Annotated in this window: 22 protein-coding genes; 6 read left to right on the top strand and 16 right to left on the bottom strand. The window is 67.0% G+C overall.

Features of this window, described 5'->3' with window-relative positions:
* Positions 1–9: 9 nt before the first annotated feature.
* The 7 genes from U5760_RS20015 to U5760_RS20045 all read right to left on the bottom strand — a co-directional run bounded on the left by U5760_RS20015 (position 10) and on the right by U5760_RS20045 (position 6423).
* Entirely contained in the window at positions 10–708 is a 699-nt protein-coding gene (locus tag U5760_RS20015; RefSeq protein WP_322014019.1) for a class I SAM-dependent methyltransferase, read from the bottom strand.
* 11 nt (positions 709–719) lie between these two features.
* Complete coding sequence (locus U5760_RS20020) at positions 720–1922, bottom strand: tryptophan--tRNA ligase (RefSeq protein WP_322014020.1); 1203 nt, start codon at positions 1920–1922, stop codon at positions 720–722.
* A gap of 4 nt (positions 1923–1926) precedes the next feature.
* A complete protein-coding gene (locus U5760_RS20025; protein ID WP_028224443.1) occupies positions 1927–2592 on the bottom strand; it encodes a site-2 protease family protein in 666 nt (221 codons plus the stop codon).
* A 100-nt stretch (positions 2593–2692) separates the two neighbouring features.
* Positions 2693–3331 (bottom strand): L-threonylcarbamoyladenylate synthase, encoded by a 639-nt coding sequence (locus tag U5760_RS20030; RefSeq protein WP_322014021.1) that lies wholly within the window; start codon positions 3329–3331, stop codon positions 2693–2695.
* Positions 3332–3561: 230 nt separating this feature from the next.
* Positions 3562–4392, bottom strand: coding sequence for a 3',5'-nucleoside bisphosphate phosphatase (locus U5760_RS20035; protein WP_322014022.1), 831 nt, complete (start codon positions 4390–4392; stop codon positions 3562–3564).
* 153 nt (positions 4393–4545) lie between these two features.
* Complete coding sequence (locus tag U5760_RS20040) at positions 4546–5430, bottom strand: alpha/beta hydrolase (protein ID WP_322014023.1); 885 nt, start codon at positions 5428–5430, stop codon at positions 4546–4548.
* A gap of 72 nt (positions 5431–5502) precedes the next feature.
* Positions 5503–6423, bottom strand: a complete 921-nt coding sequence (locus U5760_RS20045) for a ferritin-like domain-containing protein (RefSeq protein ID WP_322014024.1) — start codon at positions 6421–6423, stop codon at positions 5503–5505.
* 197 nt (positions 6424–6620) lie between these two features.
* On the opposite strand from U5760_RS20045, the gene U5760_RS20050 reads away from it, so the two are divergent.
* From U5760_RS20050 to U5760_RS20060, 3 genes are all read left to right on the top strand, one after another.
* On the top strand, positions 6621–7145 hold the full coding sequence (locus tag U5760_RS20050; protein WP_322014025.1) for a gamma carbonic anhydrase family protein: 525 nt from the start codon (positions 6621–6623) through the stop codon (positions 7143–7145).
* A 62-nt stretch (positions 7146–7207) separates the two neighbouring features.
* Positions 7208–8170 carry an Hsp33 family molecular chaperone HslO gene (gene hslO / locus U5760_RS20055; RefSeq protein WP_322014026.1) on the top strand — a complete coding sequence of 321 codons (963 nt, stop codon included), beginning with the start codon at positions 7208–7210 and terminating at the stop codon, positions 8168–8170.
* A gap of 103 nt (positions 8171–8273) precedes the next feature.
* Positions 8274–8612 (top strand): hypothetical protein, encoded by a 339-nt coding sequence (locus tag U5760_RS20060; protein WP_322014125.1) that lies wholly within the window; start codon positions 8274–8276, stop codon positions 8610–8612.
* Between the two features lie 74 nt (positions 8613–8686).
* Here U5760_RS20060 and ftsB read toward each other — a convergent pair whose 3' ends face one another.
* The 9 genes from ftsB to U5760_RS20105 form a co-directional block, all read right to left on the bottom strand.
* Entirely contained in the window at positions 8687–9112 is a 426-nt protein-coding gene (gene ftsB / locus U5760_RS20065; RefSeq protein WP_322014027.1) for a cell division protein FtsB, read from the bottom strand.
* A gap of 123 nt (positions 9113–9235) precedes the next feature.
* Positions 9236–10519 (bottom strand): phosphopyruvate hydratase, encoded by a 1284-nt coding sequence (eno, locus tag U5760_RS20070; RefSeq protein ID WP_322014028.1) that lies wholly within the window; start codon positions 10517–10519, stop codon positions 9236–9238.
* A 386-nt stretch (positions 10520–10905) separates the two neighbouring features.
* Entirely contained in the window at positions 10906–11760 is an 855-nt protein-coding gene (kdsA, locus tag U5760_RS20075) for a 3-deoxy-8-phosphooctulonate synthase (RefSeq protein ID WP_322014029.1), read from the bottom strand.
* Positions 11757–13418 (bottom strand): CTP synthase, encoded by a 1662-nt coding sequence (locus U5760_RS20080; RefSeq protein ID WP_322014030.1) that lies wholly within the window; start codon positions 13416–13418, stop codon positions 11757–11759. Before U5760_RS20080 ends, kdsA begins: the two co-directional genes overlap by 4 nt.
* Positions 13419–13562: 144 nt before the next feature.
* Positions 13563–14366: an alpha/beta hydrolase gene (locus tag U5760_RS20085; protein ID WP_322014126.1), complete on the bottom strand. Its 804-nt coding sequence runs from the start codon at positions 14364–14366 to the stop codon at positions 13563–13565.
* Positions 14367–14451: 85 nt separating this feature from the next.
* Positions 14452–17070: a ComEC/Rec2 family competence protein gene (locus tag U5760_RS20090; protein ID WP_322014031.1), complete on the bottom strand. Its 2619-nt coding sequence runs from the start codon at positions 17068–17070 to the stop codon at positions 14452–14454.
* Between the two features lie 104 nt (positions 17071–17174).
* Positions 17175–17963, bottom strand: coding sequence for a TatD family hydrolase (locus U5760_RS20095; protein WP_322014032.1), 789 nt, complete (start codon positions 17961–17963; stop codon positions 17175–17177).
* A gap of 10 nt (positions 17964–17973) precedes the next feature.
* Positions 17974–18705 (bottom strand): lipoprotein-releasing ABC transporter ATP-binding protein LolD, encoded by a 732-nt coding sequence (gene lolD / locus U5760_RS20100; RefSeq protein WP_322014033.1) that lies wholly within the window; start codon positions 18703–18705, stop codon positions 17974–17976.
* The gene (locus U5760_RS20105; protein WP_322014034.1) at positions 18698–19951 is read right to left on the bottom strand and encodes a lipoprotein-releasing ABC transporter permease subunit; all 1254 of its coding nucleotides are present in this window, start codon (positions 19949–19951) and stop codon (positions 18698–18700) included. The genes lolD and U5760_RS20105 overlap by 8 nt, the downstream gene beginning before the upstream one ends.
* A gap of 335 nt (positions 19952–20286) precedes the next feature.
* Between U5760_RS20105 and U5760_RS20110 the strand changes: the two genes are divergently transcribed.
* From U5760_RS20110 to prfB, 3 genes are all read left to right on the top strand, one after another.
* Positions 20287–21402 carry a regulator gene (locus U5760_RS20110; protein WP_322014127.1) on the top strand — a complete coding sequence of 372 codons (1116 nt, stop codon included), beginning with the start codon at positions 20287–20289 and terminating at the stop codon, positions 21400–21402.
* 21 nt (positions 21403–21423) lie between these two features.
* Positions 21424–23130, top strand: coding sequence for a single-stranded-DNA-specific exonuclease RecJ (gene recJ / locus U5760_RS20115; RefSeq protein ID WP_322014035.1), 1707 nt, complete (start codon positions 21424–21426; stop codon positions 23128–23130).
* A gap of 73 nt (positions 23131–23203) precedes the next feature.
* Positions 23204–24308, top strand: a protein-coding gene (gene prfB / locus U5760_RS20120) for a peptide chain release factor 2 (RefSeq protein WP_156966893.1) whose coding sequence is annotated in 2 segments (ribosomal slippage) — positions 23204–23284 and positions 23286–24308 — 1104 coding nt in all. Because the reading frame shifts where the segments join, the coding sequence is not laid out codon by codon here.
* The last annotated feature ends 26 nt before the right edge of the window (positions 24309–24334 follow it).

The raw sequence follows: 24334 nt of genomic DNA on the forward strand, positions 1-24334 counted from the left end.
TGTAGCGGATTAGCCGGCCAGATCGTAACGCGGTACGGGTAGTACCTGAGTTCCATCTTCATTACGGCGCTTTTCGGCGGCTTTCCCGTCCGCCTGAGCGGCTTTTTCCGCTTCTTTTGCTTCTTCCGCTTGATCCGTTCCGCCGTACCGCGAACCGCGTGCTTCGCGCACGGCGCAAATACGCTGGATGAACGCCTCGCGCGGTTCGGCGAGAAATCCGTCCTGATAGGCAATGACGCGCAGCGCCGGCGTGCAGACCGCGAGCAGTTCGCCCGGCGCCAGCAGGAACGCGGGATTGGACGGTTTGCCGACCGTCTCGTTCCCTTGCGCGAACGTTTCGTAGATCAGCACGCCGCCCGGCGCGAGCGCATCGATCAGTTGCGCCATAAGCGGCCGGTGCAGATAGTTCGTGACCACGACGGCCGCATAGCGCCGAGCCGGCGCGAGCGGCCACGGGGCGCCTTCGAGATCGCAGGCGAGCGTGTCGATGCCCGCCACGCCCTGCATCGTCGCGAGTGCGGCGGCGTCGCGGTCGAGCGCCGTCACGCGGTGGCCGCGCTGCGCGAAGAACCGCGCGTGGCGACCGCTGCCCGATGCCACGTCGAGCACGTCGCCGCCCGGCGCGACCAGATGCGCCCAGCGGCGCACCCAGCGCGAGGGTTCGGCCAGCGCCCCGTGGGGCGCACCGGCGGGAGACGTCGTGCTCAACGCAGCGCCCCTCAGTTGTAGGAGAGGCCCATGACCTCGCGCACGTCGCGCATGGTCTCGTTCGCGAACTTGCGAGCCTTATCGCAGCCGTCCGCGACGATCGCGCGCAACAGCGACGGATCGTCCATGTACTTCTGCGCCCGCTCGAGCATCGGCTGCTGCTCGCGCAGAATGCCTTCGATCACCGGCTGCTTGCATTCGAGGCAGCCGATGCCCGCCGAGCGGCAGCCCTGCTGCACCCACTCGTGCGTCGTTTCGTCGGTATAGACCTGGTGGAGCTGCCACACCGGGCACTTGTCCGGGTCGCCCGGATCGGTGCGGCGCACGCGCGCCGGGTCGGTCGGCATCGTGCGGACCTTTTTCTCGATGGTCTGCGCGTCCTCGCGCAGACCGATCGTGTTGCCGTAGGACTTCGACATCTTCTGGCCGTCGAGGCCCGGCATGCGCGAAGCCTCCGTGAGCAGCACCTGCGGCTCCGGCAGGATGATCTTGCGCGAGCCTTCGAGATAGCCGAAGAGCCGTTCGCGATCGCTCATCGAAAGGCTCTGCGACTCCGAAAGCATCGCGCGCGCCTGTTCGAGCGCTTCGTCGTTGCCCTCCTGCTGGTATGCGTTGCGCAGCTCGTGATAGAGCTTAGAGCGCTTGCCGCCCAGCTTCTTCGCGGCTTCGTTGGCCTTCTCCTCGAAGCCCGGCTCGCGGCCGTACATGTAGTTGAAGCGCCGCGCCATCTCGCGCGCCATCTCCACGTGCGGCACCTGGTCTTCGCCCACCGGCACGAGCGAGGCGCGGTACAGCAGGATGTCGGCGGCCATCAGCACGGGATAGCCAAGGAAGCCGTAAGTGCCGAGATCCTTGTCGCGCAGCTTCTCGATCTGCTCCTTGTAGGTCGGCACGCGTTCGAGCCAGGACAGCGGCGTGCTCATGCCGAGCAAAAGCGCCAGTTCCGCATGCTCGGGCACCCGGCTCTGGATGAAGAGCGTGGCCTGGTTCGGATCGATGCCGGAGGCGAGCCAGTCGATCAGCACGTCCCAGACGTTCTTCTCGATAACCTCGGGCGTTTCGTAGTGCGTGGTGAGCGCATGCCAGTCCACCACGCAGAAGAAGCACGGATACTCGGACTGGAGCCGCACCCAGTTTTTCAGCACGCCGTGATAGTGGCCGAGGTGCAGCGACCCGGTGGGCCGCATGCCGGAGAAGATACGGTCTGGGAACATGATGTTATGAAAAGAGCGAAACGAGTGGGGTAAGGATGGCCGTGACCACGTCGTAGCCGATGGAGACGAGCGGGCGCAGCCAGAATCGGGTGAAGATGCCGCTCACGAGGAGCGCCATCACGATGATGAAACCATAGGGCTCGAGGCGCGAGAGCGCAATGCTCGCGCGCGTGGGCAGCAGCGCCGCGAGCACCCGCCCGCCGTCGAGCGGCGGCAGCGGAAAGAGGTTGAGCACGCCGAGCACGAGGTTCACGCCCACGCCGGCGGCGGCCATGCGCGTGAAGAACGGCTCGTCGATGCCAAGCACCGCGAGCGCGACACCGAACACGCCCCACACCAGCGCCTGCACGAAGTTGCAGGCGGGGCCGGCGGCGGCCACCCACAGCGTGCCCCAGCGCGGATTGCGCAGATTGCCGAACGCGATCGGCACAGGCTTGGCGTAGCCGAACACGAACGCGCCGCTCGTGAGGAAATACAGGATCAGCGGCATCGCGATCGTGCCGATGGGGTCGATGTGACGCATCGGATTGAACGACACGCGGCCGAGCACGTAGGCGGTGTTGTCGCCGAGCGCGCGCGCGACGTAGCCGTGCGCGGCCTCGTGCAGCGTAATGGCGAAGATGACCGGGAGGGCGTAGACGACGATCGTCTGTATCAGTGAAGCATCCATGGCGCGGTATTGTATCAATGCGGTATCGATGCGCCGGCGCACAGCCGGCAAGGGCTCCCGCGAAAGCGGTGTGGCAACGCACCGAAGCGGGATCAGACCATCAGACCTCTTCTTCGGCGAGGCCGAACGGCGCGAGGCTGCCGCGCCCCGCCCGCACGAGCACCGGCTCGCTGCCTGTGAGGTCGATGATCGTGGAAGGCTCGCGCGGGCACGCGCCGCCGTCGATCACGAGATCGAGCTGCTTTTCGAGGCGCTCGCGAATTTCTTCGGGGTCGTTTAGCGGATCGGTATCGGGCGGCAGGATCAGCGTGGTCGCGAGAAGCGGCTCCCCCAGTTCTTCGAGGATCGCGAGCGGAATCGCATGGCCCGGCACGCGCAGGCCGATGGTCTTGCGCGACGGATGCGACAGCCGCCGCGGCACTTCCTTGGTCGCCTGCAGCACGAACACGTAAGGCCCCGGCGTCACCGACTTGATGAGCCGGTACTGCTGATTGTCCACCATCGCGAAGTTCGCCAGCTCCGACAGGTCCCGCACCATCAGCGACAGCAGCGCCTTTTCGTCGAGCCCGCGGATGCGGCGCAGGCGTTCGGCCGCCGGCTTGTCGTCGATGCGCGCGGCGAGCGCGTAGCTCGAATCGGTGGGCAGCGCGATCACGCCGCCGTCGCGGATGATCTGCACCGCCTGCTTGATGAGGCGGGGCTGCGGGTTTTCGCAATGAAGCCGAAAGTACTGGGACATGGCAATGATCAGTGATCAGCTAACGGGGGACCAGGGCGGACGACGGTCTGGGCGGTCGTTCGTCGCAGCGCGCAGGTGGGGACGCGCGCGCGTCAAAGCAATCAGGCAAGCGCAACTATAAGGGTAACGGCAGGGGCAGCGGCAAGGGCAACTGCGGAAGAACGGCAGGCGCGTGGCAAAGAAAGCGCGCGGAACCGGACCGGCACGAGACGCGTGGCACCGCGTTGTGCCTATAGCCACCGCTCCCAGACCGGCTTGAGATCCGAAGGCAGCGGCGGCAGGCTGCCCGGCGCGATGGTGCCTGGGCCCGGCGCGTGGAAGTCCGAGCCGCGCGAGGCCTCGAAACCGAAGCGGCGCGCCACCGCGGCGTACTCGCCGTACTGGTCCGGCGTATGGCTGCCGGTAACGACCTCGATGGCCTTGCCGCCCATGTCGATGAATTCGCCGAAGAGCGTGTCGAATTCGAGCTGCGTGTAGCGATAGCGGCCCGGATGCGCGATCACGGCCTCGCCGCCCGCGGCCTTGATCCACGAAACGGCGTCGGCGAGCTTCGCCCAACGGTGCGAGATATAGCCCGGCTTGCCTTCGCCGAGCCAGCGCGAAAACGCGTCCTGGGTGTTCTCCGCGCGCCCCGATTCGACCAGATGGCGGGCGAAGTGCGTGCGCGAGATCAGGTCGGGATTCGAAACGTAGCGCAGCGCGCCTGCGTAGGCGTCGGGAATGCCGAGCTCCTCGAGCCGCTCGCCGATCGCTTCCGCGCGCGCGGCCCGGCCGTTGCGCGTACGCGCCAGCCCTTCCACGAGGGGCGCGCAGGCAGGATCGACGTTGAGCCCGACGACGTGCACCGTGCGCGACGCCCACGTCACCGAGATTTCCACGCCGCAGACATAACGCATGCCGAGCGCCGCGGCCGCTTCGCGTGCCTCGCGCTGGCCGCCCACCTCGTCGTGATCGGTGAGCGACCAGAGTGTCACCCCGCCCGACTGCGCCAGTTGCGCGACGGCGGTGGGCGCCAGTTGGCCGTCCGAGACGGTGGAATGGCAGTGCAGGTCGGCGTTCATCGCTATCCAGTCAAAAGTCAGCGATTATTTTACTGCAATGCAGTGTGGTCGTCCGGGCGCCGCCAACGCGGGCGGGCGCCCTTGTCCGGCGGCCTTCGGTCATCGTCGTCGTGCGGGCGTTATGCGCACAAAGTCGGGCCGGAACACCTCGCGCTACGAGCAGAACGCCTCGATCAGTTGCGCGACGACTTCCGGCTGATCGTGATGGACCATGTGCCCGGCGTCGTCGATGATGCGCTCGCGCCAGTCGGGAAAGGCCGAAAAGCGCGACTTGAATTCGCCGACCGGCACTTCGCCCGCGAGCCGCGCGAGCGTTTCCGAGCCCGCCGCTTCCACGTGCAGCACCTTGGCGCGCACCTGCGACCAGATCGCCATCACCTCGTCGATGCGATAGAGAAGCGGGCTGCGCATCTTGTGCGCGGCGTCGGCGAGCAGCATGTAGCCGCCCTCCCCGTCGGGCTTCGACCAGTGCTGGGCGAGAAAGCGCGCGCGACCCGCGGCGAGGCGCGGGTTGGTCTTCACGAGCCGCGCCGCCACGTCGTCGAGCGTGGCATAACGGCGTAGCGCGGGCGGATCGCGCAACTCGTCGAGCCAGGCGCGCAAGCGCCGCGGCGCCTGCGCAACCGGCGGCGACGGCATGCCGAAGCCTTCGAGATCGACCACGCGGCGCACGCGCTCGGGCCGCACACCCGCGTATAGACACGAGATGTTCGCGCCCATGCTGTGGCCCACCAGATTCACCTCGCCGGTGCTCGCGTAGTGCGCGAGCAGACCGTCCAGATCGGCGAGATAGTCGTAGAACCAGTAGTTGCCGCCGCCCTGCTCCGCCACCGGCCAGTCGGACAGGCCGAAGCCGCGCATGTCGGGCGCGATCACCTGCCAGTTGCCGCCCAGCGCATCGACGACGAACTGGAACGAGGCCGCGACATCCATCCAGCCGTGCAGCATGAACAGGATGAGCGCGTCGCCGGCACCCCAGCGGCGCACGTGCAGCCGCACGCCATTGACCTCAACGAATTCGGATCGGGAAACGTTCATGCGTGCGCGTCGAAAAAGAATGGTCGTTCGATTATATCGGGATGCGCCGTCAGGTGCCGACGACGCTGGCCCTCATTGCTGAGCGCCGCCTGCGCGCTTGCGCGCCTCGGCCGCAGCGTGTTCTCCGGCGTCCTGGGCAGCCAGCGTTTGGAGCTCGGTTTCGTCGAAGCCTGCCGAGCGGCGCGCCTCGAAGTTGAACGGCCCGCGCATCTTCGGCGCGTCGTACTGCTGGGCGAGCGCGAGCCAGGCCGCGTGCGGATCCAGCCCGCGCGCCCCGCACAAGTAGCGGAACCAGTGGTTGCCGATGCGCACGTGGCCCACTTCGTCGTGCAGGATCACGTCGAGAATCGCCGCCGATTCGTCGTCGCCCGCCTGCTTCAGCCGCGTGCGGATGGGCGGCGAGGCGTCGAGCCCGCGCGCCTCCAGCACGCGCGGCACGAGCGCCATGCGGGCGAGGACGTCGTCGCGGGTGCGCTCGCACATCTCCCACAGGCCGTTGTGGGCGGGAAAATCGCCGTAGACGTGGCCATAGTCCGCCAGACGCACCCGCAGCAGCGAGAAGTGATGCGCCTCTTCCGCCGCAACCGTGAGCCAGTCGGCGTAGAAGGCCTCGGGCATGTCGGCGAAACGCCAGACGGCGTCGAGCGCCAGATTGATCGCGTTGAATTCGATGTGCGCCAGCGCGTGCAGCAGCACCACGCGGCCTTGCGGCGTGCTCATGCTGCGCCGTTGCAGCAGACGCGGCTCGACCAGCTCGGGGCGCTCCGGGCGGCCCGGCAGTTCCGCTGGGGCCTCGATCCGCAGCGGCGGGTTCCAGTGGTGGGCGCGCGGTCCCGCTTGCGCCTGCACCCGCGCATCGAGAGCCCGCACCGCCTCGGCCTTGGCGACGGGATCGCGCTCGCGCAGCGCGTCGAGCGCGGCAATGCGCCAGTTTTCGGGCGGGTCGAGCGGATCGGCAATCGCAGCGACAGAGGGGGAAACAACGGAATTCATCGGAAACCGCAGCAAAAATACGGAAAACAAGGACGAAAATCGGCGCGAACGGACGCAGAACGGATGCACTCCGTGGCGTAGCCCACCGGGCAGCCCGCGCGCAACCGTTTACAATACGCGATTCACCTGCTCCGCGCCGCAGGGCCATGCCCGCCGCGGCGCCGCAGACGCCCACATCACTGAGGAGACGCAGCACCGTGGCCATCTACAAGCTTGGCGAAGCCGCACCCAACATTCACGAAAGCGTGTTCGTCGCGGATAACGCAACCATCGTCGGCAAGGTCACGCTCGCCGAAGACTCGAGCGTCTGGTTCGGCGCGACGCTGCGCGGCGACAACGAACCGATCTCGATCGGCGCGCGCAGCAACGTCCAGGAAGGCGCGGTACTGCACACGGACCCCGGCTACCCCCTCACGATCGAAGCCGGCGTCACGATCGGCCATCAGGCGATGCTGCACGGCTGCACGGTGAAGGAAGGCGCGCTGATCGGCATTCAGGCCGTGGTCTTGAATGGTGCGGTGATCGGCCGCAACTGTCTGGTTGGCGCGGGTGCGGTGGTCACCGAAGGCAAGGTGTTCCCCGACAACTCGCTGATTCTCGGCGCACCGGCGAAAGTGGTGCGCGAACTCACCGAGGCCGACATCGCAGGCCTCAAGCGCAACGCCGACGTGTACGCGGAGCGGCGCGCGTATTTCAAGGCGCAACTCGTGCGGATCGGCTAGGGCTCGCTGCCTGAGGCCGCTGCCCGGACTGTGCCGCGCGATTCGAAACGAAGGAAAAGATTGTGAACGACCAGTTGCAGAAATTCATGTTCAGCGCCGCGCCGGTGCGTGGCGAGATCGTCTCGCTGCGCAGCACGTGGCAAGAGGTGCTCGCGCGGCGCCGCTATCCGGCGCCGGTGCAGACCGTGCTCGGCGAAATGATGGCCGCGTGCGCGCTGCTTTCGGCGAACCTCAAGTTCGACGGCACGCTGATCATGCAGATCTTCGGCGACGGTCCCGTGCGGATGCTGGTCGTGCAGTGCGGCTCGGATCTCTCGATGCGCGCGACCGCGCGGCTCGCCGATGGCCTCACGCCCGAAGAGGCCGCAGCCCTGCCCGCCGACACCACGCTCGCGGGACTCATCAATCCGAACGGCAAGGGCCGCTGCGTGATCACGCTCGATCCGGCCAGCAAGCAGCCGGGCCAGCAGCCCTACCAGGGCATCGTGCCGCTGAACGACGAAGACGGCCCGCTCGCTTCGATCGCCGAGGTGCTGGAGCATTACATGCACCACTCGGAGCAGCTCGACACGCGCCTGTGGCTCGCGGCCAACGGCGAGCGCGCCGTGGGCATGCTGCTCCAGAAGCTGCCGGGCGACGGCGGCATCGTGCCACACGAGAACGAACTCGATACCGACACGTGGGAACGCGTGTGCACGCTCGGCGGCACGTTGTCGCGGGAAGAACTGCTCGAACAGGAATCGGAAACGCTGTTCCGCCGCCTCTTCTGGCAGGAGAACGTGCGCCATTTCGAGCCCGTGCAGACGCGCTTCCAGTGCACCTGCTCGCGCGGCAAGGTCGGCGCGATGCTGAAGATGCTGGGCCGCGAGGAAATCGACGGCGTGATCGAAGAGCGCGGCCATGTCGAGATTCATTGCGACTACTGCAACCAGCGCTATGAGTTCGACCCCGTGGACGTGGCGCAACTTTTCAGCGCGCCGGGGCTCTCAGAGGGAGTCGCCCCCGCAGCCGACCAGCGGCACTGAACGCAGTGCGGTCCGGCCGGCAGTTGCTTAGGCGTACGACCGATGGGAGAGAAGCATGAAGAAGAACACGAACTTCACGGGGGCACGCGTCACGGCGGCGGCCATGCTGGCCCTGCTCGGCGCGGGCATCGCGCTCACGAGCGGCTGCACGCTGGAACCGCCGGGGCCGTCGCCGATCTATAGCCGCCTGCCCGCGGACCAGTCGGGCGTCTCGACCGGCGCGCAGCCGCTCACGCCCGAAGAGCGCGAACGCTACGACGCCATCGACCGCCAGGTGATGGCCGACCAGAACCGCGCGATCGCCGCCGAGGCGGCGGCCGAAGCCTGGTCGCGCTACTACACGCCGCCCGTCACCGTGTCCGGAAGCTATTACAGCGGCGGCTGGGGCCATGGGTGGGGAACGGGTGTCGGCTACGGACCCGGCTGGGGTTGGGGCTGGTAAGACGTCACGACGTCGTCGGCATCGAAAAAAAAGCGCGGCCTATGCCGCGCTTTTTCTTTGGGACTGTCGGGATCTCAGCCCGCCTTCTTCTTCGTATCCTTCGCTGCATGCGCGTGCTTCTTGTCGGGCACGCGCGACACCGGATTCGGCACCACCTTCACCGGCGCATCCGACATCACGCCCCGCGTGGACGTATTCGACGACCCCACCGGCGCGGGCAGCGGCTGGTTCGGCGAGACGAACTGCACGAATACCTCGCCGTCCTTGACCATGCCCATCTCGTAGCGCGCCCGCTCCTCGACGGCTGCCGTGCCGTTCTGCAGATCCTGCACTTCGCCCGCGATACGCTCGTTGCGCGTTTTCTCGTCGTCGTTCTGCTTAAGCTGCGCGGCAAGCTGCCCTTGCAGTTCGTGCACGCGCAACCAGCCGCCGTGGCCCCACCAGAGCGGATACTGGATCAGCGCCAGCAGGATGATCAAAACGACAGTGACAAGCCGCATGAAAGGTGCCGGATAAATACACGCCGCCCTGCGCTAGACGCAGGGCGGCGGAGAACGGAATCGAAGGGAGTCAGCAAGGCTGCTGCCGACGTCTGCCGGCGATCGACACAAATCAGCGCAAAATCAGCGCAGATTGTAGAACGCCGACTTGCCCGGGTAGCTGGCGATATCGCCGAGATCTTCTTCGATGCGCAGCAGCTGGTTGTACTTCGAGATGCGGTCGCTGCGCGAGAGCGAACCGGTCTTGATCTGGCCGGCGTTCAGGCCGACGGCGATGTCCGCGATGGTCGAGTCTTCGGTTTCGCCCGAGCGGTGCGAGATCACGGCGGTGTAGCCCGCGCGCTTGGCCATTTCGATGGCGGCGAAGGTTTCCGTCAGCGTGCCGATCTGGTTGATCTTGATGAGGATCGAGTTGGCGATGCCCTTCTCGATGCCTTCCTTCAGGATGCGCGTGTTCGTGACGAACAGGTCGTCGCCGACGAGCTGGATCTTCTTGCCGAGCTTGTCGGTCAGGAGCTTCCAGCCGGCCCAGTCGGACTCGTGCATGCCGTCTTCGATCGAGACGATCGGGAACTTGTCGGCGAGCGTGGCGAGGTAGTCGGCGAATTCGGCCGACGACAGTTGCAGGCCTTCGCCCGCGAGCTGGTACTTGCCGTCGTGGTAGAACTCGCTCGCCGCGCAGTCGAGCGCGAGCACCACGTCTTCACCGGCGCGGTAGCCGGCCTTCTCGATGGCTTGCAGGATGGTCGAGAGGCATTCGTCGTTGCTGCCGAAGTTCGGTGCGAAGCCGCCTTCGTCGCCCACGGCCGTGCTCATGCCGCGATCCGAGAGGATCTTCTTGAGCGCATGGAACACTTCCGCGCCGCAACGCAGCGCTTCGCGGAAGGTCGGCTGGCTCACCGGCACGATCATGAATTCTTGAATGTCGAGGCTGTTGTTCGCGTGCGCGCCGCCGTTGACGATGTTCATCATCGGCACCGGCAATTGCATCGCTCCCGAGCCGCCGAAGTAGCGGTACAGCGGCAGGCCGGCTTCTTCAGCGGCGGCCTTGGCGACGGCCATCGAAACGGCCAGCATCGCGTTGGCGCCGAGGCGCGACTTGTTGTCGGTGCCGTCGAGCTCGAGCAGGGTCTTGTCGAGGAAGGCTTGTTCCGACGCGTCGAGGCCCATGATCGCCTCGGAGATTTCGGTGTTGATGTGCTCGACAGCCTTCAGCACGCCCTTGCCGTTGTAGCGGCCGGCTTCGCCGTCGCGCAGTTCGATCGCTTCGCGCGAGCCCGTCGACGCGCCCGACGGCACCGCTGCGCGGCCCATCGTGCCCGATTCGAGCAGCACGTCGCATTCGACGGTGGGATTGCCGCGCGAATCCAGAATCTCGCGACCGATGATATCTACGATTGCACTCATGGTTTCCTCAGGAAATGACAGTAATTCTTTGCCGACGAAAAGCGCGCACCGTCTACGCTCGCCTCGGGTCCATCCGCTCGGGACACACCCTCGGGCACACCGTCACGTGGGACAGGCGGCGCGGTCGTCGGGTTCAACTTGCCGCAATGCGCGGGTTGGGTTCGATCCCTGGCCGCTGCACTGCCACGCTGCCTTTTTTACATCGAATACATCGACGCGGGGCACGGGCCGTTGTTCGCACAGCATGATGCCCCTGTGTGACATCCGCTGCGCGTTCGGCCCTGGCACCGCGCTGCTCCTCCATCGCGCCGTTCATGCAATCCATCGAAGCGGCGCGCACTGCTTACTGCGCTGACGGCAAGAGATCTGCGCGAGATCTACGCCAGTCAGTTGAAGTCGTTCTCGAGGAACGGCGCGCGCTTGACCGCACGGTCGAGCGTCACGAGCGTTTCGAGCAGATCCGCCATGCGATTCAGCGGCACGGCATTCGGACCGTCGGACTTCGCCTCGGCAGGCTTCGGGTGCGTTTCCATGAACACACCCGCCACGCCCGTGGCCACGGCCGCGCGCGCGAGCACCGGCACGAATTCGCGCTGGCCGCCCGAACTCGTGCCCTGCCCGCCCGGCAACTGCACCGAGTGGGTCGCATCGAATACGACCGGCGCGCCGGTCTCACGCATGATCGCGAGCGAGCGCATGTCGGAGACGAGGTTGTTGTAGCCGAACGAAACGCCACGCTCGCAGGCCATGAAGCGGTCTTCGGAAAGACCCGCTTCACGCGCGGCCTCGCGTGCCTTGTCGATCACGTTCTTCATGTCGTGCGGCGCGAGGAACTGGCCTTTCTTGATGTTGACCGGCTTGCCCGAGCGTGCGCACGCGTGGATGAAGTCGGTCTGGCGGCACAGGAACGCGGGCGTCTGCAGCACGTCCACGACCGATGCCACAGGCCCGATCTCTTCTTCCGCGTGCACGTCGGTCAGCACGGGCAGGCCGAGCTGGCGCTTCACTTCGGAGAGGATGCGCAGGCCTTCGTCCATGCCCAGGCCGCGAAACGACTTGCCGCTCGAACGATTGGCCTTGTCGTAAGACGACTTGTAGATGAACGGAATGCCGAGCTTCGCGGTGATTTCCTTCAGGCGCCCGGCCGTGTCGATCGTCATCTGCTCCGATTCGACGACACAGGTGCCCGCGATCAGGAAGAACGGCTTGTCGAGGCCAACCTCGAAACCGCACAGATTCATGCTTTCTCCTCGGCGCGCGAGAGCTGGTGCGCGAGTGCCGCTTCGACATACGCCTTGAAGAGCGGATGACCGTCGCGCGGCGTGGACGTGAATTCCGGGTGGAACTGGACGCCGACGAACCACGGGTGCATGTCGCGCGGCAGTTCCATCATTTCGGGCAGGTCTTCGGTCGGGGTACGGGCGCTGATGATAAGGCCGCCCGCCTCGAGCCGGGGCACGTAGCCGTTATTGACTTCATAACGGTGACGGTGACGCTCGTTCACGTCCTTGCCATAGATCTCGGCGGCCATCGTGCCGGGCTTGATCGGGCAGCGCTGCGAACCGAGGCGCATCGTGCCGCCGAGGTCCGAGTCTTCGTCGCGCTTCTCGACCTTGCCTTCGCGGTCGGCCCATTCGGTGATGAGCGCCACCACGCGGTCCGGCGTGTCCGGATCGAATTCCGTGCTGTTCGCGTGCTTCAGACCCACCACGTCGCGGGCGAATTCGATCACGGCGAGCTGCATGCCAAGGCAGATGCCGAGGTACGGCACCTTCGCTTCGCGCGCATACTTGATCGCCTTGATCTTGCCCTCGGTGCCGCGGCGGCCGAAACCGCCCGGCACGAGAATCGCGTCGAGGTGCTTGAGGCTGTCCACGCCCTCGGCGTCGATCTGCTCGGAGTCGATGTATTCGATGTTCACCTTCGTCGAGGTCTTGATCGACGCGTGACGCAGTGCTTCGATGAGCGACTTGTACGACTCGGTCAGATCGACGTACTTGCCGACCATGCCGATCGTGACTTCGTGCTTCGGATGTTCGAGCTTCTCGACCATTTCCGACCAGATCGACAGATCGGCGGGCCTGGCGGAGAGCTTCAGTTCGTCGCAGACGATCGAGTCGAGCCCCTGGTCGTGCAGCATCTGCGGGATCTTGTAGATGCTGTCCGCGTCCCACACCGAGATCACGGCGTCTTCGGGCACGTTCGAGAACATCGAGATCTTCGAGCGCTCGTCGTCGGGAATGCGGCGGTCGGCGCGGCACAGCAGCACGTTCGGATAGATGCCGATTTCGCGCAGCTTCTGCACGCTGTGCTGCGTGGGCTTGGTCTTCAGCTCGCCCGCCGTGGCGATGAACGGCACCAGCGTCAGATGCACGAAGCATGCGCTGTTGCGGCCAAGGCGCAGGCTCATCTGGCGCGCGGCCTCGAGGAACGGCAGCGATTCGATGTCGCCCACCGTGCCGCCCACTTCGACGATCGCGACGTCCGGCTCGCCGCACGTCGCGGACGCCGCGCCGCGCTCGATGAACGCCTGGATTTCGTTGGTGATGTGCGGAATGACCTGCACGGTCTTGCCCAGATAGTCGCCGCGGCGCTCCTTGCGGATCACCGATTCGTAGATCTGGCCCGTGGTGAAGTTGTTGGCCTTGCGCATCTTCGTGCTGATGAAGCGCTCATAGTGGCCAAGGTCGAGGTCGGTTTCCGCTCCGTCTTCCGTCACGAACACTTCGCCGTGCTGAAACGGGCTCATCGTGCCGGGGTCGACGTTGATGTAGGGATCGAGCTTGAGGAGGGTGACTTTCAGACCGCGCGATTCGAGGATCGCGGCGAGGGAGGCGGCGGCAATACCCTTGCCGAGGGACGAAACTACGCCGCCGGTGACGAAAACATATTTGGTCATCGCTGAATGCTCGCGGGAAAAACGGATTATACCGTAAAGGCAGGGCTAACCCTGCTTTTTGCGCGAGCTGCGTGTACGTCGAACGACGGCGGCGATCGTCCCGGCGGGCCCGGCTCCGGGGGCGGCGACACCGCCCCGCCCCGTTCAGTCGCCGCTATCCATGGCGTAAAGCAGGCGTTGAACCGCGCGGGCCGTTTCGATGGGCCGCTCCATCGGATAGAGATGGCTGCCCTCGATCCACTCGAAGCGCTCGCCGGCAATGCGCTGCGTGGCGGTGAGCCCCACCTGGCGAACCTCCTTCGACTTCGTGCCGGCGACAAAGCCGACCGGCACCGGCGAGCCGTGCGCGAGCCGCGTGCCGAGCGTGTGCGGCAACGTGCGGTAGATCAGGTACTCGGTGCGGCGGTCGAACGCGAGCGTGCGCGTGCCGTCGGCCGAGGTCTGAGGAATGCCGAAGTCGATATAGTCGGACAGCACGCGCTCGTCCCAGCGCGCGAAAGCGGGCTTCGAATGGAAATGCCGCCACGCCTCGTCGCGGTTCGCCCACGTGGTGCGGCGCGTGCGCGTGGCGGCCGCGGGCGAGAGATGCTCGTCGAGCCCGGTCCACTGCGACATCATGAGCATGCTGCTGCGCCAGCCCGCGATCACCGGCGAGTCGAGCATCACCACGCCGCGCACCCACTGCGGCTTTTTCAGCGCCGCCATCAGCGAGAGATAGCCGCCCAGCGAATGGCCGACGAGCCACACCGGGTGCTCGTAGCTGCGGCCGATGTCCTCCAGCAGCTGATCGACGAGATGCGGCCAGTCCCGCGTGACCGGAAAACGCGCGTCGTGACCGAAGCGCTCGACGTAGCGCAACTCGTAGCTGTCGCCCAGTTCGGCGAAGAACGTCCGGTAAATCGAGGCGGGAAAGCCGTTGGCGTGGGAAAAGTGGATGACGTTCTTCAAAGGCCTGTGGTCTCCGTATTCGTTATGCACGCTGTTGCCGGCGCGCGGGCGCGCCGAGGCACGAGCGGGCGCCGCCTCTGCGGCGTCATTCATCGGCCGCGTCCATCCAGTAGCGGCGCTGCGTGTCGCCATAACGCTCGACGCTCAAACCGCCGGGGCCGACCTCGATGCGCACGGCACCGTCCGCATCGCTGCGCGCGAGGACGATGTGGCGCGAAGCGTAGCGCGCGAACACGCCCGGATTGGGGTGATGGAAGCGATTCAAATAGCCTACCTGAAATATCGCCACGCGCGGCACGACAGAGTCGAGGAACGGTTCAGTCGAGGAGGTGCGGCTGCCGTGGTGCGGCACGAGCAGCACATCGGCACGCAGCTCGACGCGGGCCCCACCCTGGGCGCGCGAACGTGTCACGAGCGTGCGTTCTTCGGGGGCTTCGATGTCGGCCGTGAGCAGCGCGGACGCCGGGACGCCGGAAGCACCCTGCGCCGCCGTCGAAACCCGCAGCACGCAGCAATGCGCGTTCGGCTTGCCGACGAGCGGCCCCGGGTCCGGCCAGAGCACCTCGAAATCGACTCCATCCCAGTGCCAGCGTTGGCCTGCGGCGCACTGGATCGTCTGCGCCCCGACGCGGCGCGCGTGGTCCCACAGCGGATGCGCCGGCAAAATGCCTGCGACGAAGCTGCCTACGCCAATTTCGTCCAGCACGGCGGGAGCGCCGCCCGAATGGTCGGAATCGTCGTGGCTCACCATCAAGGTGTCGAGCCGCAGCACGCCGTGCGCCTGCAGATAAGGCACGACGATGCGCTCGCCCGCGTGGGTCGATTCGGGCCCGGGACCGGTATCGAACAGCAGCGCGTGGTGCGAGGTTTCCACGAGCACGGAGTTGCCCTGCCCGATATCGAGCGCCGTGAAGCGAAACGCGCCGGGCGGCGGCCCCGTGGGCGCGGGCACGAGGAGCGGCAGCCACATGAACGGGCCGAGCCAGCGCAAGGGCCAGCCGCGCGGCGCGAGACACCAGGCCACGCCCAGCGCGGCAAGGGCGAGCGCCCAGGCGTCCGGTTGCGGCAAGCGCAGCATGGCCCAGGACACCACCGAGAACCCGCGGAGCATGGCGGCCAACCGGTCGAGCATGGCATGCGCGAAGTGCAGCGCGCAGGCGTCGAGTGGCGCAGGAAGCACAACGCCCAGCAGCACGGTGGGCGTAATCAGCATGCTCACGAACGGAATTGCCACGGCGTTCGCAAACGGGCCGATCAGCGGAATCTGTGCGAACCAGAGGGCCGTGAGCGGCGCGAGCGCCACCGTAACCGCCCATTGCACGCGTGCACCGTCGGCAAGCCTGGAACCGGTGCGGCGGGTGACATCGGCTGCGCGTGCCAGGAAACGTCGTTTGAGGGTGGCTTGCCGCGCGGCGTCAGCGTCGCTCATCGGATCAACTGGATCGCCCCGATCGGGCATGGCCTCGGCACGTTCCGGACTGCGCACTTTCGGCACGCCGGATGCCGCGAAGAGAATGGCTGCGACAGCACAGAACGAGAGCCAGAATCCCGCCGCCGTCACCGCCCACGGATCGCGGATCAGCACGAGGCCGAGCGCCCACGCCAGCACCTGCGAGCGCGCCACGTTGCGCCCGCTCAGGAGCGCGAGCGCGGTCACGGCGAGCATCCAGAGCGCGCGCTGCACGGGCACGTTGAACCCCGCCAGTGCGGCATAAACGGTGGCCGCGCAGAACGCGCCGGCCACGGCCACTTTCTGGGCGGGGAGGATGAGCGGCGCCTCCACGCCGCGCCAGCGCACGCGCCGCCAGAGCGCGCCCGCCGCCCAGCCGGCCAGCCCCGCCACGAACGCGAGATGCAACCCCGAGATCGCGACCAGATGACTCGTGCCGGTGCTGCGCATGAGACGCCAGTCGTCGTCGCTGACCGCATCCTGCGCGCCGGTTGCAAGCGCGACCACGATGCCGCGATGCGGCGCCCCGGCCAGAACCGTATCGATACGCGCGCGCAGCCGTGCGCGCCAGCGTCCGATCAGCACACCGAGGCCATGCTCCTCGCCGGGCAGGCGTCGCGCATGCCCGGCGTCGCTGACATAACCGGTCGCACGAACACCGCGCTCGAGCAACGAAACCCCGGCATTGCGAAGGCCGAAGTTGCCCTCGCCGTGCGGGCGTTTGAGCCGCACCGGCAAACGCCAGCGCGCACCGGGAACAAGTGACGGCAGCGGCGCACCGCGCGCCACCCAGTCGAGCTGGACGATGCGCGGAAGAGGCGCGGCAGCGCCTTGCGCGCCCCACGACTGCACGGCGAAGAGAAAACGCGCACTGTTCGTGCTCAAGGCCGGCAAGCCGGCCACATAACCACTCACCTCGATATCGCGCGCCTGCCAGTCGAGCGGCAACGCTTCGGCAAGGCGCAGATCGGCACGCCATGCCGCATAGCCAAAGCCCGCGCATGCAGCCGCCAGCCACACGGCCAGCCAGCCGCTCAGGCGCCGCGTGGCACGAAGCGCCGCGTCGTACGTCTGCACGCCATCCTGCGCGGGATCGCCGTCGCCATCCGCGGTACGCACGAGCGTCCACACTGCCCACGTGCCTGCGCCGGCCAGCATCAAAGCCAGCGCGATCCAGCCGCGCCATCCCGGCAGCGCCGCCTGTTGCTGCAGGCAGAAAACGCCCAGCGCAAATCCTCCCCATACGGCCCGCATACGCCCTCCCTCGATCGAGGCGGCTTTACGGGTGCGATGAGTTCAAAAAAGGGAAACGACGCAACCGGCGCGACAGTCGCAAATGCGCGCCGCCTTGCAACCGATTATGCAGACGAAAGCGCGAGCCGCGGCAGCGCCGCCGCAGCGTTAGCCGTTGTGCCAAGGGCAAGTTCGCCGGGCGCGAGGCCGCGCAAGCCGGCCAGCACCGCACCGATGCGCGGCACCTGGTCCGGCGTGTTGCGCTCGCGATAGAGCCAGGCGGGCGAGATATCGGGCGCATCGGTTTCCATGACGATCGCGTCGAGCGGCAGTTGCTCCGCAAGCCGCCGGATCTGTAGCGCCCGTTCGAACGTGACGTTGCCGCCAAAGCCCAGATGCATCCCGTGGTCGATGAAGGCGCGCGCCTGCTGGAAGCTGCCGTTGAACGCATGCGCAATGCCGCCGTGCACGCCATTGCGGCGCAGGCCCTTCAGCACCTGATCCTGCGACTTGCGCACATGGCAGATCGCCGGCAGTCCGTATGCGCGCGCGAGCTTCAGCTGGGCGTCGTAGAAGTGCTGCTGCCGGGCGTCGTCGAGTCCCGGCACGAAATAGTCGAGACCGATTTCGCCGATGCCGACGAAGCGCGGATCGTCGAGGCTCGCTTCGATCTCTGCGCGCAGCGCATCGAGATCCTCGTCGTGCGCGCCCGGCGTGTAAAGCGGATGAATCCCGAGCGCGTACACCGCCCCTTCCACGCGATGCGCGAGCGCGCGCACCGTCGCGAAGTTCGCGCGCGCCACCGCCGGAATGACGATGCGCGACACGCCCGCCGCGCGCGCCGCCGCCGCGACCGCGTCGCGGTCGGCGTCGAATTCGGCGGCGTCGAGATGGCAGTGCGTGTCGATCCACATGGCATGCGCCTCAGACGGGTACGACGGGCTCCTCGTACAGCATGCCGTCGCGCAGGCGCACGGTGCGATCGCACCGCGCCGCCAGGTCGGGATCGTGCGTGACGATCACGAAGCTCGTATCGAACGAGTCGGACAGCTCGAGCATCAGGTTGAACACAGTGTCGGCGGTATTGCCGTCGAGATTGCCGGTGGGTTCGTCCGCCAGCACGCAGGCGGGCTTCGTCACGAGCGCGCGCGCGATCGCCACGCGCTGCCGCTCGCCGCCCGAAAGCTCGCCCGGACGATGCTTCGCGCGGTGCGCAAGCCCCACGCGGTCGAGCGTCGCGAGCGCGGCGGCGCGCGCCTCTTCCTGCGGCAGACGGCGAATGCGCAGCGGCATCGCCACGTTGTCGAGCGCCGTGAACTCCGGCAGCAGATGGTGGAACTGATAGACGAAGCCGAGCGCGCGGTTGCGCAGGTCGTTGCGCTCGCGCTCGGAGAGTTCGGTAAACGGCTTGCCGAGCACCGAAACATTGCCCGCGCCGGGCTCATCGAGGCCGCCCAGCACGTGCAGCAGCGTGCTCTTGCCCGAGCCCGAGGCACCGACGATCGCGAGCTTTTCGCCGCGGCGCACCTTCAGTTCCGTGTGCTTGAGCACCTCCACCTGCAAGCCGCCCTGGCCGAAGGTCTTGGAGACGTTATGGGCTTCGAGCACATAGGGATAATCGCCCGCGGCGGCGAGGATCGATTGACGGTCATTCATAACGCAGTGCCTCCGCAGGACGAACCTTGGCCGCGCGCCAGCTCGGATAAAGCGTCGCGAGCGCGGACAGCACGAACGCGATCAGGCCGATGCGGATCACGTCGGAGGCGACGAGTTCCGAGGGCAGCTCGCTGATGAAATAGACGGACGGCGGCAGGAACTGCACGCCAAGGACATGCTCGATGGCCGGCACGGTCCACGGAATGCTCCACGCGATCAGACAGCCCAGCGCGACGCCGAGGCCGGTACCGACGAAGCCGATCGTCACGCCCTGCACGAAGAAGATCTTCATGATCGACGACGGCTGCGCGCCGAGCGTGCGCAGGATGGCGATATCGGCCTGCTTGTTGGTGACGGTCATCACGAGCGACGAAACCAGATTGAACGCCGCGACCGCGATGATGAGCGTGAGGATGATGAACATCATGCGCTTTTCGATCTGCACGGCCGAGAACCAGGTCTTGTTCTGCTGCGTCCAGTCGCGGATGTAGAGGTCGCCCGAGAGCGTGTGCGTCAACTGCCGCGCTACCTCGGGCGCGCGCTGCATGTCCTTCAGACGCAGCCGCACGCCGCTGGGCGCGGGCAGACGATAGAGGATTTCGGCGTCGCGGATATTGATGAGCGCGAGCGTGCTGTCGTACTCGTAGTGGCCCGACTCGAACACGCCCACCACATTGAACTGCTTCAGGCGCGGCAGCATGCCCGCGGGCGTGATGGAGCCTTCGGGCGCGACGAGCGTGACCTTGTCACCCACCTGGACGCCGAGGCTCGACGCGAGATCGGCGCCCAGCACGATGTTCCAGCTACCCGGCGTGAGATCGTTGAGACTGCCCGCCTTCATCTCCTTGTCGATATCGGAGACCTGCGGTTCTTCGGACGGCTCGATGCCGCGCAGCGCGACGCCGGACAGGCTGTCGCCGCGCGTGAGCAGCGCCTGGGCATCCACGTAGGGCGCGGCGCCGATCACTTCGCGATTGGTCTTCGCCTCCTTCGCGGTCAACTGCCAGTCGGGCATCGAACCCGTGGGCGAGAAGATCTCGATATGCGCGAGCACCGAGAGCATGCGATCGCGCACGTCGCGCTGGAAACCGTTCATCACCGAGAGCACGACGATCAGCGCCGCGACGCCGAGCGCGATGCCCGACATCGAGACGAGCGCGATGAACGAGATGAAACCGTTGCCGGTCGTGCGCTTGCCGGCGCGCGTGTAGCGCCAGCCTATCTGCCATTCGTAGGGAAGTTTCAAGCGTGTCCTTGTCTGCGTCTTCGTTGTGCGGCTGCTGCGGCCCGATTGGTACGCCGCAGCGTCTTGAGGCGCCACCCGGCGCGTTGCCGGCCGGGTCGCCCTGACCGCTCCGGGGGCGGTATCCCGCGTCCGTGCCGCTGCGATCAAGCGCGAAGTTTGCCACACTGGCGGGCCATAGGGCCCCTTGTGCCGTTTTTGCGCGCCGTAAGGCCCTTTCATCCGCCTTCGCCGCTCCTTGGTTTCGAGCCGGATTTCCCCCACAAGTGCCCGATTTCCCGCGACACCCCGCCGGACTACCCGAGCGGAGCGCCCGATGGACGAAGCGCCGAAGTACAATTCGGCCCATCATGCCCGCCGACCGACTCCACCTGCTTCTCCCCTTCGCGCTGCCTTCCGCCGCAGCGGCCTCGACAGCGCTCGCGGGGCTCGACACACCGGCGCTCGACAAGCTCGTTGCCCGCGCCACGGCCGGCGGGGCGGTAATCGGCGAGGATTTCCAGCGCACGCTGCCGCACGAGCGCTGGGTCGCGAAGCGATTCGGCACGGCCGATTCGCGTGCCTCCCACCCGGCGGCCGCCGACGACGAAGCCCCGCTCGCGCCCTACATGCTGCTCGCCGACGGCGGCACGCCCGGCGACGCCACCTGGGCCTGTATCCAGCCCGTGCACGTGCGCATCGCGCACGACCATCTGGTGCTGATCGATCCCGCCTCGCTCGAACTGGCCGATGCCGATGCCGCCACGCTCTACGCCGTGGCGAAGCCGCTCATCGAGGAACTGGGCGTGCGCGTCGAGGCGCCGACGCCGCGGCGCTGGTATCTCTCGAGCGACATCTTCGGCACCTTGGCCGGCGCTTCGCCGCTGCGCGCGAGCGGGCGCAACATCGAAATCTGGCTGCCGCACGAAGCGGGCTCGGGCCAGCGTTCGCGCGCCTGGATGAAAGTGCAGAACGAGGTGCAAATGGCCTGGTTCGAGCATCCGGTGAACGAAGCCCGCGAGGCGCACGGCCTGCCCGCCGTGAATTCCATCTGGTTCCATGCGCAAGGCACGCTGCGCCCGGTGAAGAGCCCGTTTGCGCAGGTGCGCTCGGACGCGGCCGCCACGCGCGGCCTCGCGCTGGCCGCAGGCGCCGGTGTAGACAGCGCTCCCGCCTCGTTCGCCGCGTGGGCAACGTCGGCAGAAAACGCAAACCAGACCGGCACGACCCTCGTCGAGCTCGACCCGTTTTCGGCACCCTTCATCCAGCAGGACTGGGGGCGCTGGAACGCCGCGTTCGCCGCACTCGAGCGCGACTGGTTCGCCCCCGCACTCGCCGCGCTGCAGACAGGCCAGCTCGCCGCGCTCGACCTCACGCTATGCGGCGACACGGGCTCGGTCGATCTGTCGATCACGCGCGCCGACCTGCGCAAATTCTGGCGGCGCCGTGTGCTCGCGTCGCTTTTCATCGAATAAACCCAACCGAAGCCGTCCCGCATGACCCGAATCGTCACTCGCGCCTGTTCCCCCGCCGACGCCGAAGCCCTCGTCCGTCACGGCCTGCATCCGGTGCTGGCGCGCCTCTACGCGTCGCGCGGCGTGTGCCAGCCCGACGAGATCGAAACCGGCCTCGGCCGCCTGATGCCGCCCGCCGGCATGAAGGGCCTCGACGCCGCCGCCGCGCTGCTCGCCGACGCGCTCGAAGCGAACCGCCGCATGCTGGTGGTCGCCGACTACGACTGCGACGGCGCCACCGCCTGCGCCGTCGCCGTGCGCGGGCTGCGCATGCTCGGCGCCCGGATCGACTACCTCGTCCCCAACCGCTTCGAGTACGGCTATGGCCTCACGCCCGAAATCGTCGCGCTCGCGGCGAAGCAGCCGGGCGGGCGGCCCGACCTGCTGATCACGGTCGATAACGGCATCGCGAGCGTCGAGGGCGTGGAAGCCGCGAACGCACTCGGCATCGACGTGCTCGTGACCGACCACCATCTGCCCGGCGACACGCTCCCCGCCGCCCGCGCCATCGTCAATCCGAACCAGCCGGGCTGCGACTTCGAGAGCAAGTGCATCGCGGGCGTGGGCGTCATGTTCTACGTGCTGCTCTCCCTGCGCGCGGAACTGCGCCGCCGCGGCGTATTCGGCGACGGCCGGCCCGAGCCGCGTCTGGACGGCCTGCTCGATCTCGTCGCGCTCGGCACGGTCGCCGACGTCGTGAAGCTCGACTGCAACAACCGCGTGCTCGTGGCGCAAGGGCTGCAGCGCATCCGCAACGGCCGCATGCAGCCCGGCATCGCCGCACTCTTCCGGGCCGCGGGCCGCGAAGCGCGCAGCGCCTCCGGCTTCGATCTGGGGTTCGCGCTCGGGCCGCGCCTGAACGCCGCGGGGCGCCTCTCCGACATGTCGCTCGGCATCGAGTGCCTGACCACCGACGACGTGGGCCGCGCCTGGGCCCTCGCCCAGCAGCTCGACGGCATGAACCGCGAGCGGCGCGAAATCGAGGCGGGCATGCAGCAGCAGGCCCTCGCCGATCTCGCCGACGTCGATCCCGAAGGCAAGGCCACGCTCACGCTGTTCAATCCGGGCTGGCATCAGGGCGTGATCGGCATCGTCGCGGGGCGGCTGAAGGAGAGGTTCCATCGCCCGTCGTTCACGTTCGCGCCCGCCGACGAAGGCGGCGAACTCGTAAAGGGCTCGGGCCGCTCGATCCCCGGTTTCCACCTGCGCGACGCCATCGACCTGATCTCGAAGCGCGAGCCCGGCCTCATCCACAAGTTCGGCGGCCACGCGATGGCGGCCGGCATGACCCTCGCCGCCGCCGACGTGCCGCGCTTTGCCGACGCCTTCGAGCGCGTGGGCCGCGAATGGCTCTCGGCCGAGGCGCTCGCACGCACCGTGGAAACCGACGGCGATCTCGAAGACGCCTACTTCACGCCCGATTTCGTCGAAATGCTCGATGCGGCGGTCTGGGGCCAGGGCTTCCCGGCGCCCGTGTTCGCGGGGGAATTCGAAGTGGCTTCGCAGGCGCTCGTGAAGGACAAGCATCTGAAGCTGCAGCTTTTGCGCGGCCGCCAGCGCTTTAACGCCATCTGGTTCAACCACACCGAGCCGCTGCCGCAGCACACCACCGTGGCCTACCGGCTCGTGCGCGACACCTGGAACGGCGTGTCGCGGGTGCAGCTCGTGGTGGAGCACGCGGCGGACTGAGACCGTAAAGCCGGCCTTGACGACGGCCCAATCGGCTATAATTCAAGGTTTTACGCCCCGGATCACGACACAAATGGAAGCGGAACGTCTCAACGCGATCGAAGCCTCTCTGGCCGACCTGCGCGCACGCGCGGGCGAGCTACGGGGGTATCTTTGACTACGATGCCAAGTCCACGCGACTGATCGAAGTCAACCGCGAACTCGAAGACCCTAACGTCTGGAACGACTCGAAGCACGCCCAGGGTCTCGGCAAGGAAAAGAAGCTGCTCGAAGGCGTGGTGCACGTGCTCGACGGCATCGAGAACGACACGCGCGATGCGCAGGACCTCTTCGAGATGGCGCGCGAAGAAGACGACGAAGACACGCTCGTCGCCTGCGAGGCCGACGCCGCCGCCATCGAGAAGCGCGTGGCCGACGTCGAGTTCCGCCGCATGTTCGCGAATCCGGCCGACCCGAACAACGCCTTCATCGACATCCAGGCGGGTGCGGGCGGCACCGAGGCCTGCGACTGGGCTTCCATGCTGCTGCGCCAGTACGTGCGCTACTGCGAGCGCAAGGGCTTCAAGACCGAAGTGCTCGAAGAGTCCGAAGGCGACGTGGCCGGCATCAAGAGCGCGACGATAAAGGTCGAGGGCGAATACGCCTACGGGTTCCTGCGCACCGAAACCGGCATTCACCGCCTCGTGCGCAAGTCGCCGTTCGATTCGTCGGGCGGGCGCCATACGTCGTTCTCGTCGGTGTTCGTGTATCCGGAGATCGACGACTCGTTCGAGATCGAGGTCAATCCGGCCGATCTGCGCATCGACACCTACCGCGCTTCGGGCGCGGGCGGCCAGCACATCAACAAGACCGACTCCGCCGTGCGGATCACGCACATTCCGTCGGGCATCGTCGTGCAGTGCCAGAACGACCGCTCGCAGCACCGCAACCGCGCCGAAGCCATGGCGATGCTCAAATCGCGCCTGTACGAAGCCGAAATGCGCAAGCGCCAGTCGGAGCAGGACAAGCTCGAAGCGGGCAAGTCGGATGTGGGCTGGGGCCACCAGATCCGCTCCTACGTGCTCGACAACAGCCGCATCAAGGATCTGCGCACCAACGTCGAAATCAGCAACACCAAAGCCGTGCTCGACGGCGATCTCGACGACTTCATCAGCGCAAGCCTGAAACAGGGCGTGTAAGCCGCCGCGGCCCCGGGGTATCCTCG

This window comes from Paraburkholderia sp. J12 (assembly GCF_905220215.1).
Taxonomy (GTDB): domain Bacteria; phylum Pseudomonadota; class Gammaproteobacteria; order Burkholderiales; family Burkholderiaceae; genus Paraburkholderia.

Bases quoted from the DNA above. Each gene is read 5' to 3' on its own strand.
- U5760_RS20040 (WP_322014023.1), bottom strand. From the start codon at position 5,430: ATGAACGTTTCCCGATCCGAATTCGTTGAGGTCAATGGCGTGCGGCTG.
- U5760_RS20090 (WP_322014031.1), bottom strand. From the start codon at position 17,070: ATGCGGGCCGTATGGGGAGGATTTGCGCTGGGCGTTTTCTGCCTGCAG.
- U5760_RS20080 (WP_322014030.1), bottom strand. From the start codon at position 13,418: ATGACCAAATATGTTTTCGTCACCGGCGGCGTAGTTTCGTCCCTCGGC.
- kdsA (WP_322014029.1), bottom strand. From the start codon at position 11,760: ATGAATCTGTGCGGTTTCGAGGTTGGCCTCGACAAGCCGTTCTTCCTG.
- U5760_RS20020 (WP_322014020.1), bottom strand. From the start codon at position 1,922: ATGTTCCCAGACCGTATCTTCTCCGGCATGCGGCCCACCGGGTCGCTG.
- ftsB (WP_322014027.1), bottom strand. From the start codon at position 9,112: ATGCGGCTTGTCACTGTCGTTTTGATCATCCTGCTGGCGCTGATCCAG.
- U5760_RS20095 (WP_322014032.1), bottom strand. From the start codon at position 17,963: ATGTGGATCGACACGCACTGCCATCTCGACGCCGCCGAATTCGACGCC.
- recJ (WP_322014035.1), top strand. From the start codon at position 21,424: ATGACCCGAATCGTCACTCGCGCCTGTTCCCCCGCCGACGCCGAAGCC.
- lolD (WP_322014033.1), bottom strand. From the start codon at position 18,705: ATGAATGACCGTCAATCGATCCTCGCCGCCGCGGGCGATTATCCCTAT.
- U5760_RS20045 (WP_322014024.1), bottom strand. From the start codon at position 6,423: ATGAATTCCGTTGTTTCCCCCTCTGTCGCTGCGATTGCCGATCCGCTC.
- U5760_RS20060 (WP_322014125.1), top strand. From the start codon at position 8,274: ATGCTGGCCCTGCTCGGCGCGGGCATCGCGCTCACGAGCGGCTGCACG.
- eno (WP_322014028.1), bottom strand. From the start codon at position 10,519: ATGAGTGCAATCGTAGATATCATCGGTCGCGAGATTCTGGATTCGCGC.
- U5760_RS20025 (WP_028224443.1), bottom strand. From the start codon at position 2,592: ATGGATGCTTCACTGATACAGACGATCGTCGTCTACGCCCTCCCGGTC.
- U5760_RS20030 (WP_322014021.1), bottom strand. From the start codon at position 3,331: ATGTCCCAGTACTTTCGGCTTCATTGCGAAAACCCGCAGCCCCGCCTC.
- U5760_RS20035 (WP_322014022.1), bottom strand. From the start codon at position 4,392: ATGAACGCCGACCTGCACTGCCATTCCACCGTCTCGGACGGCCAACTG.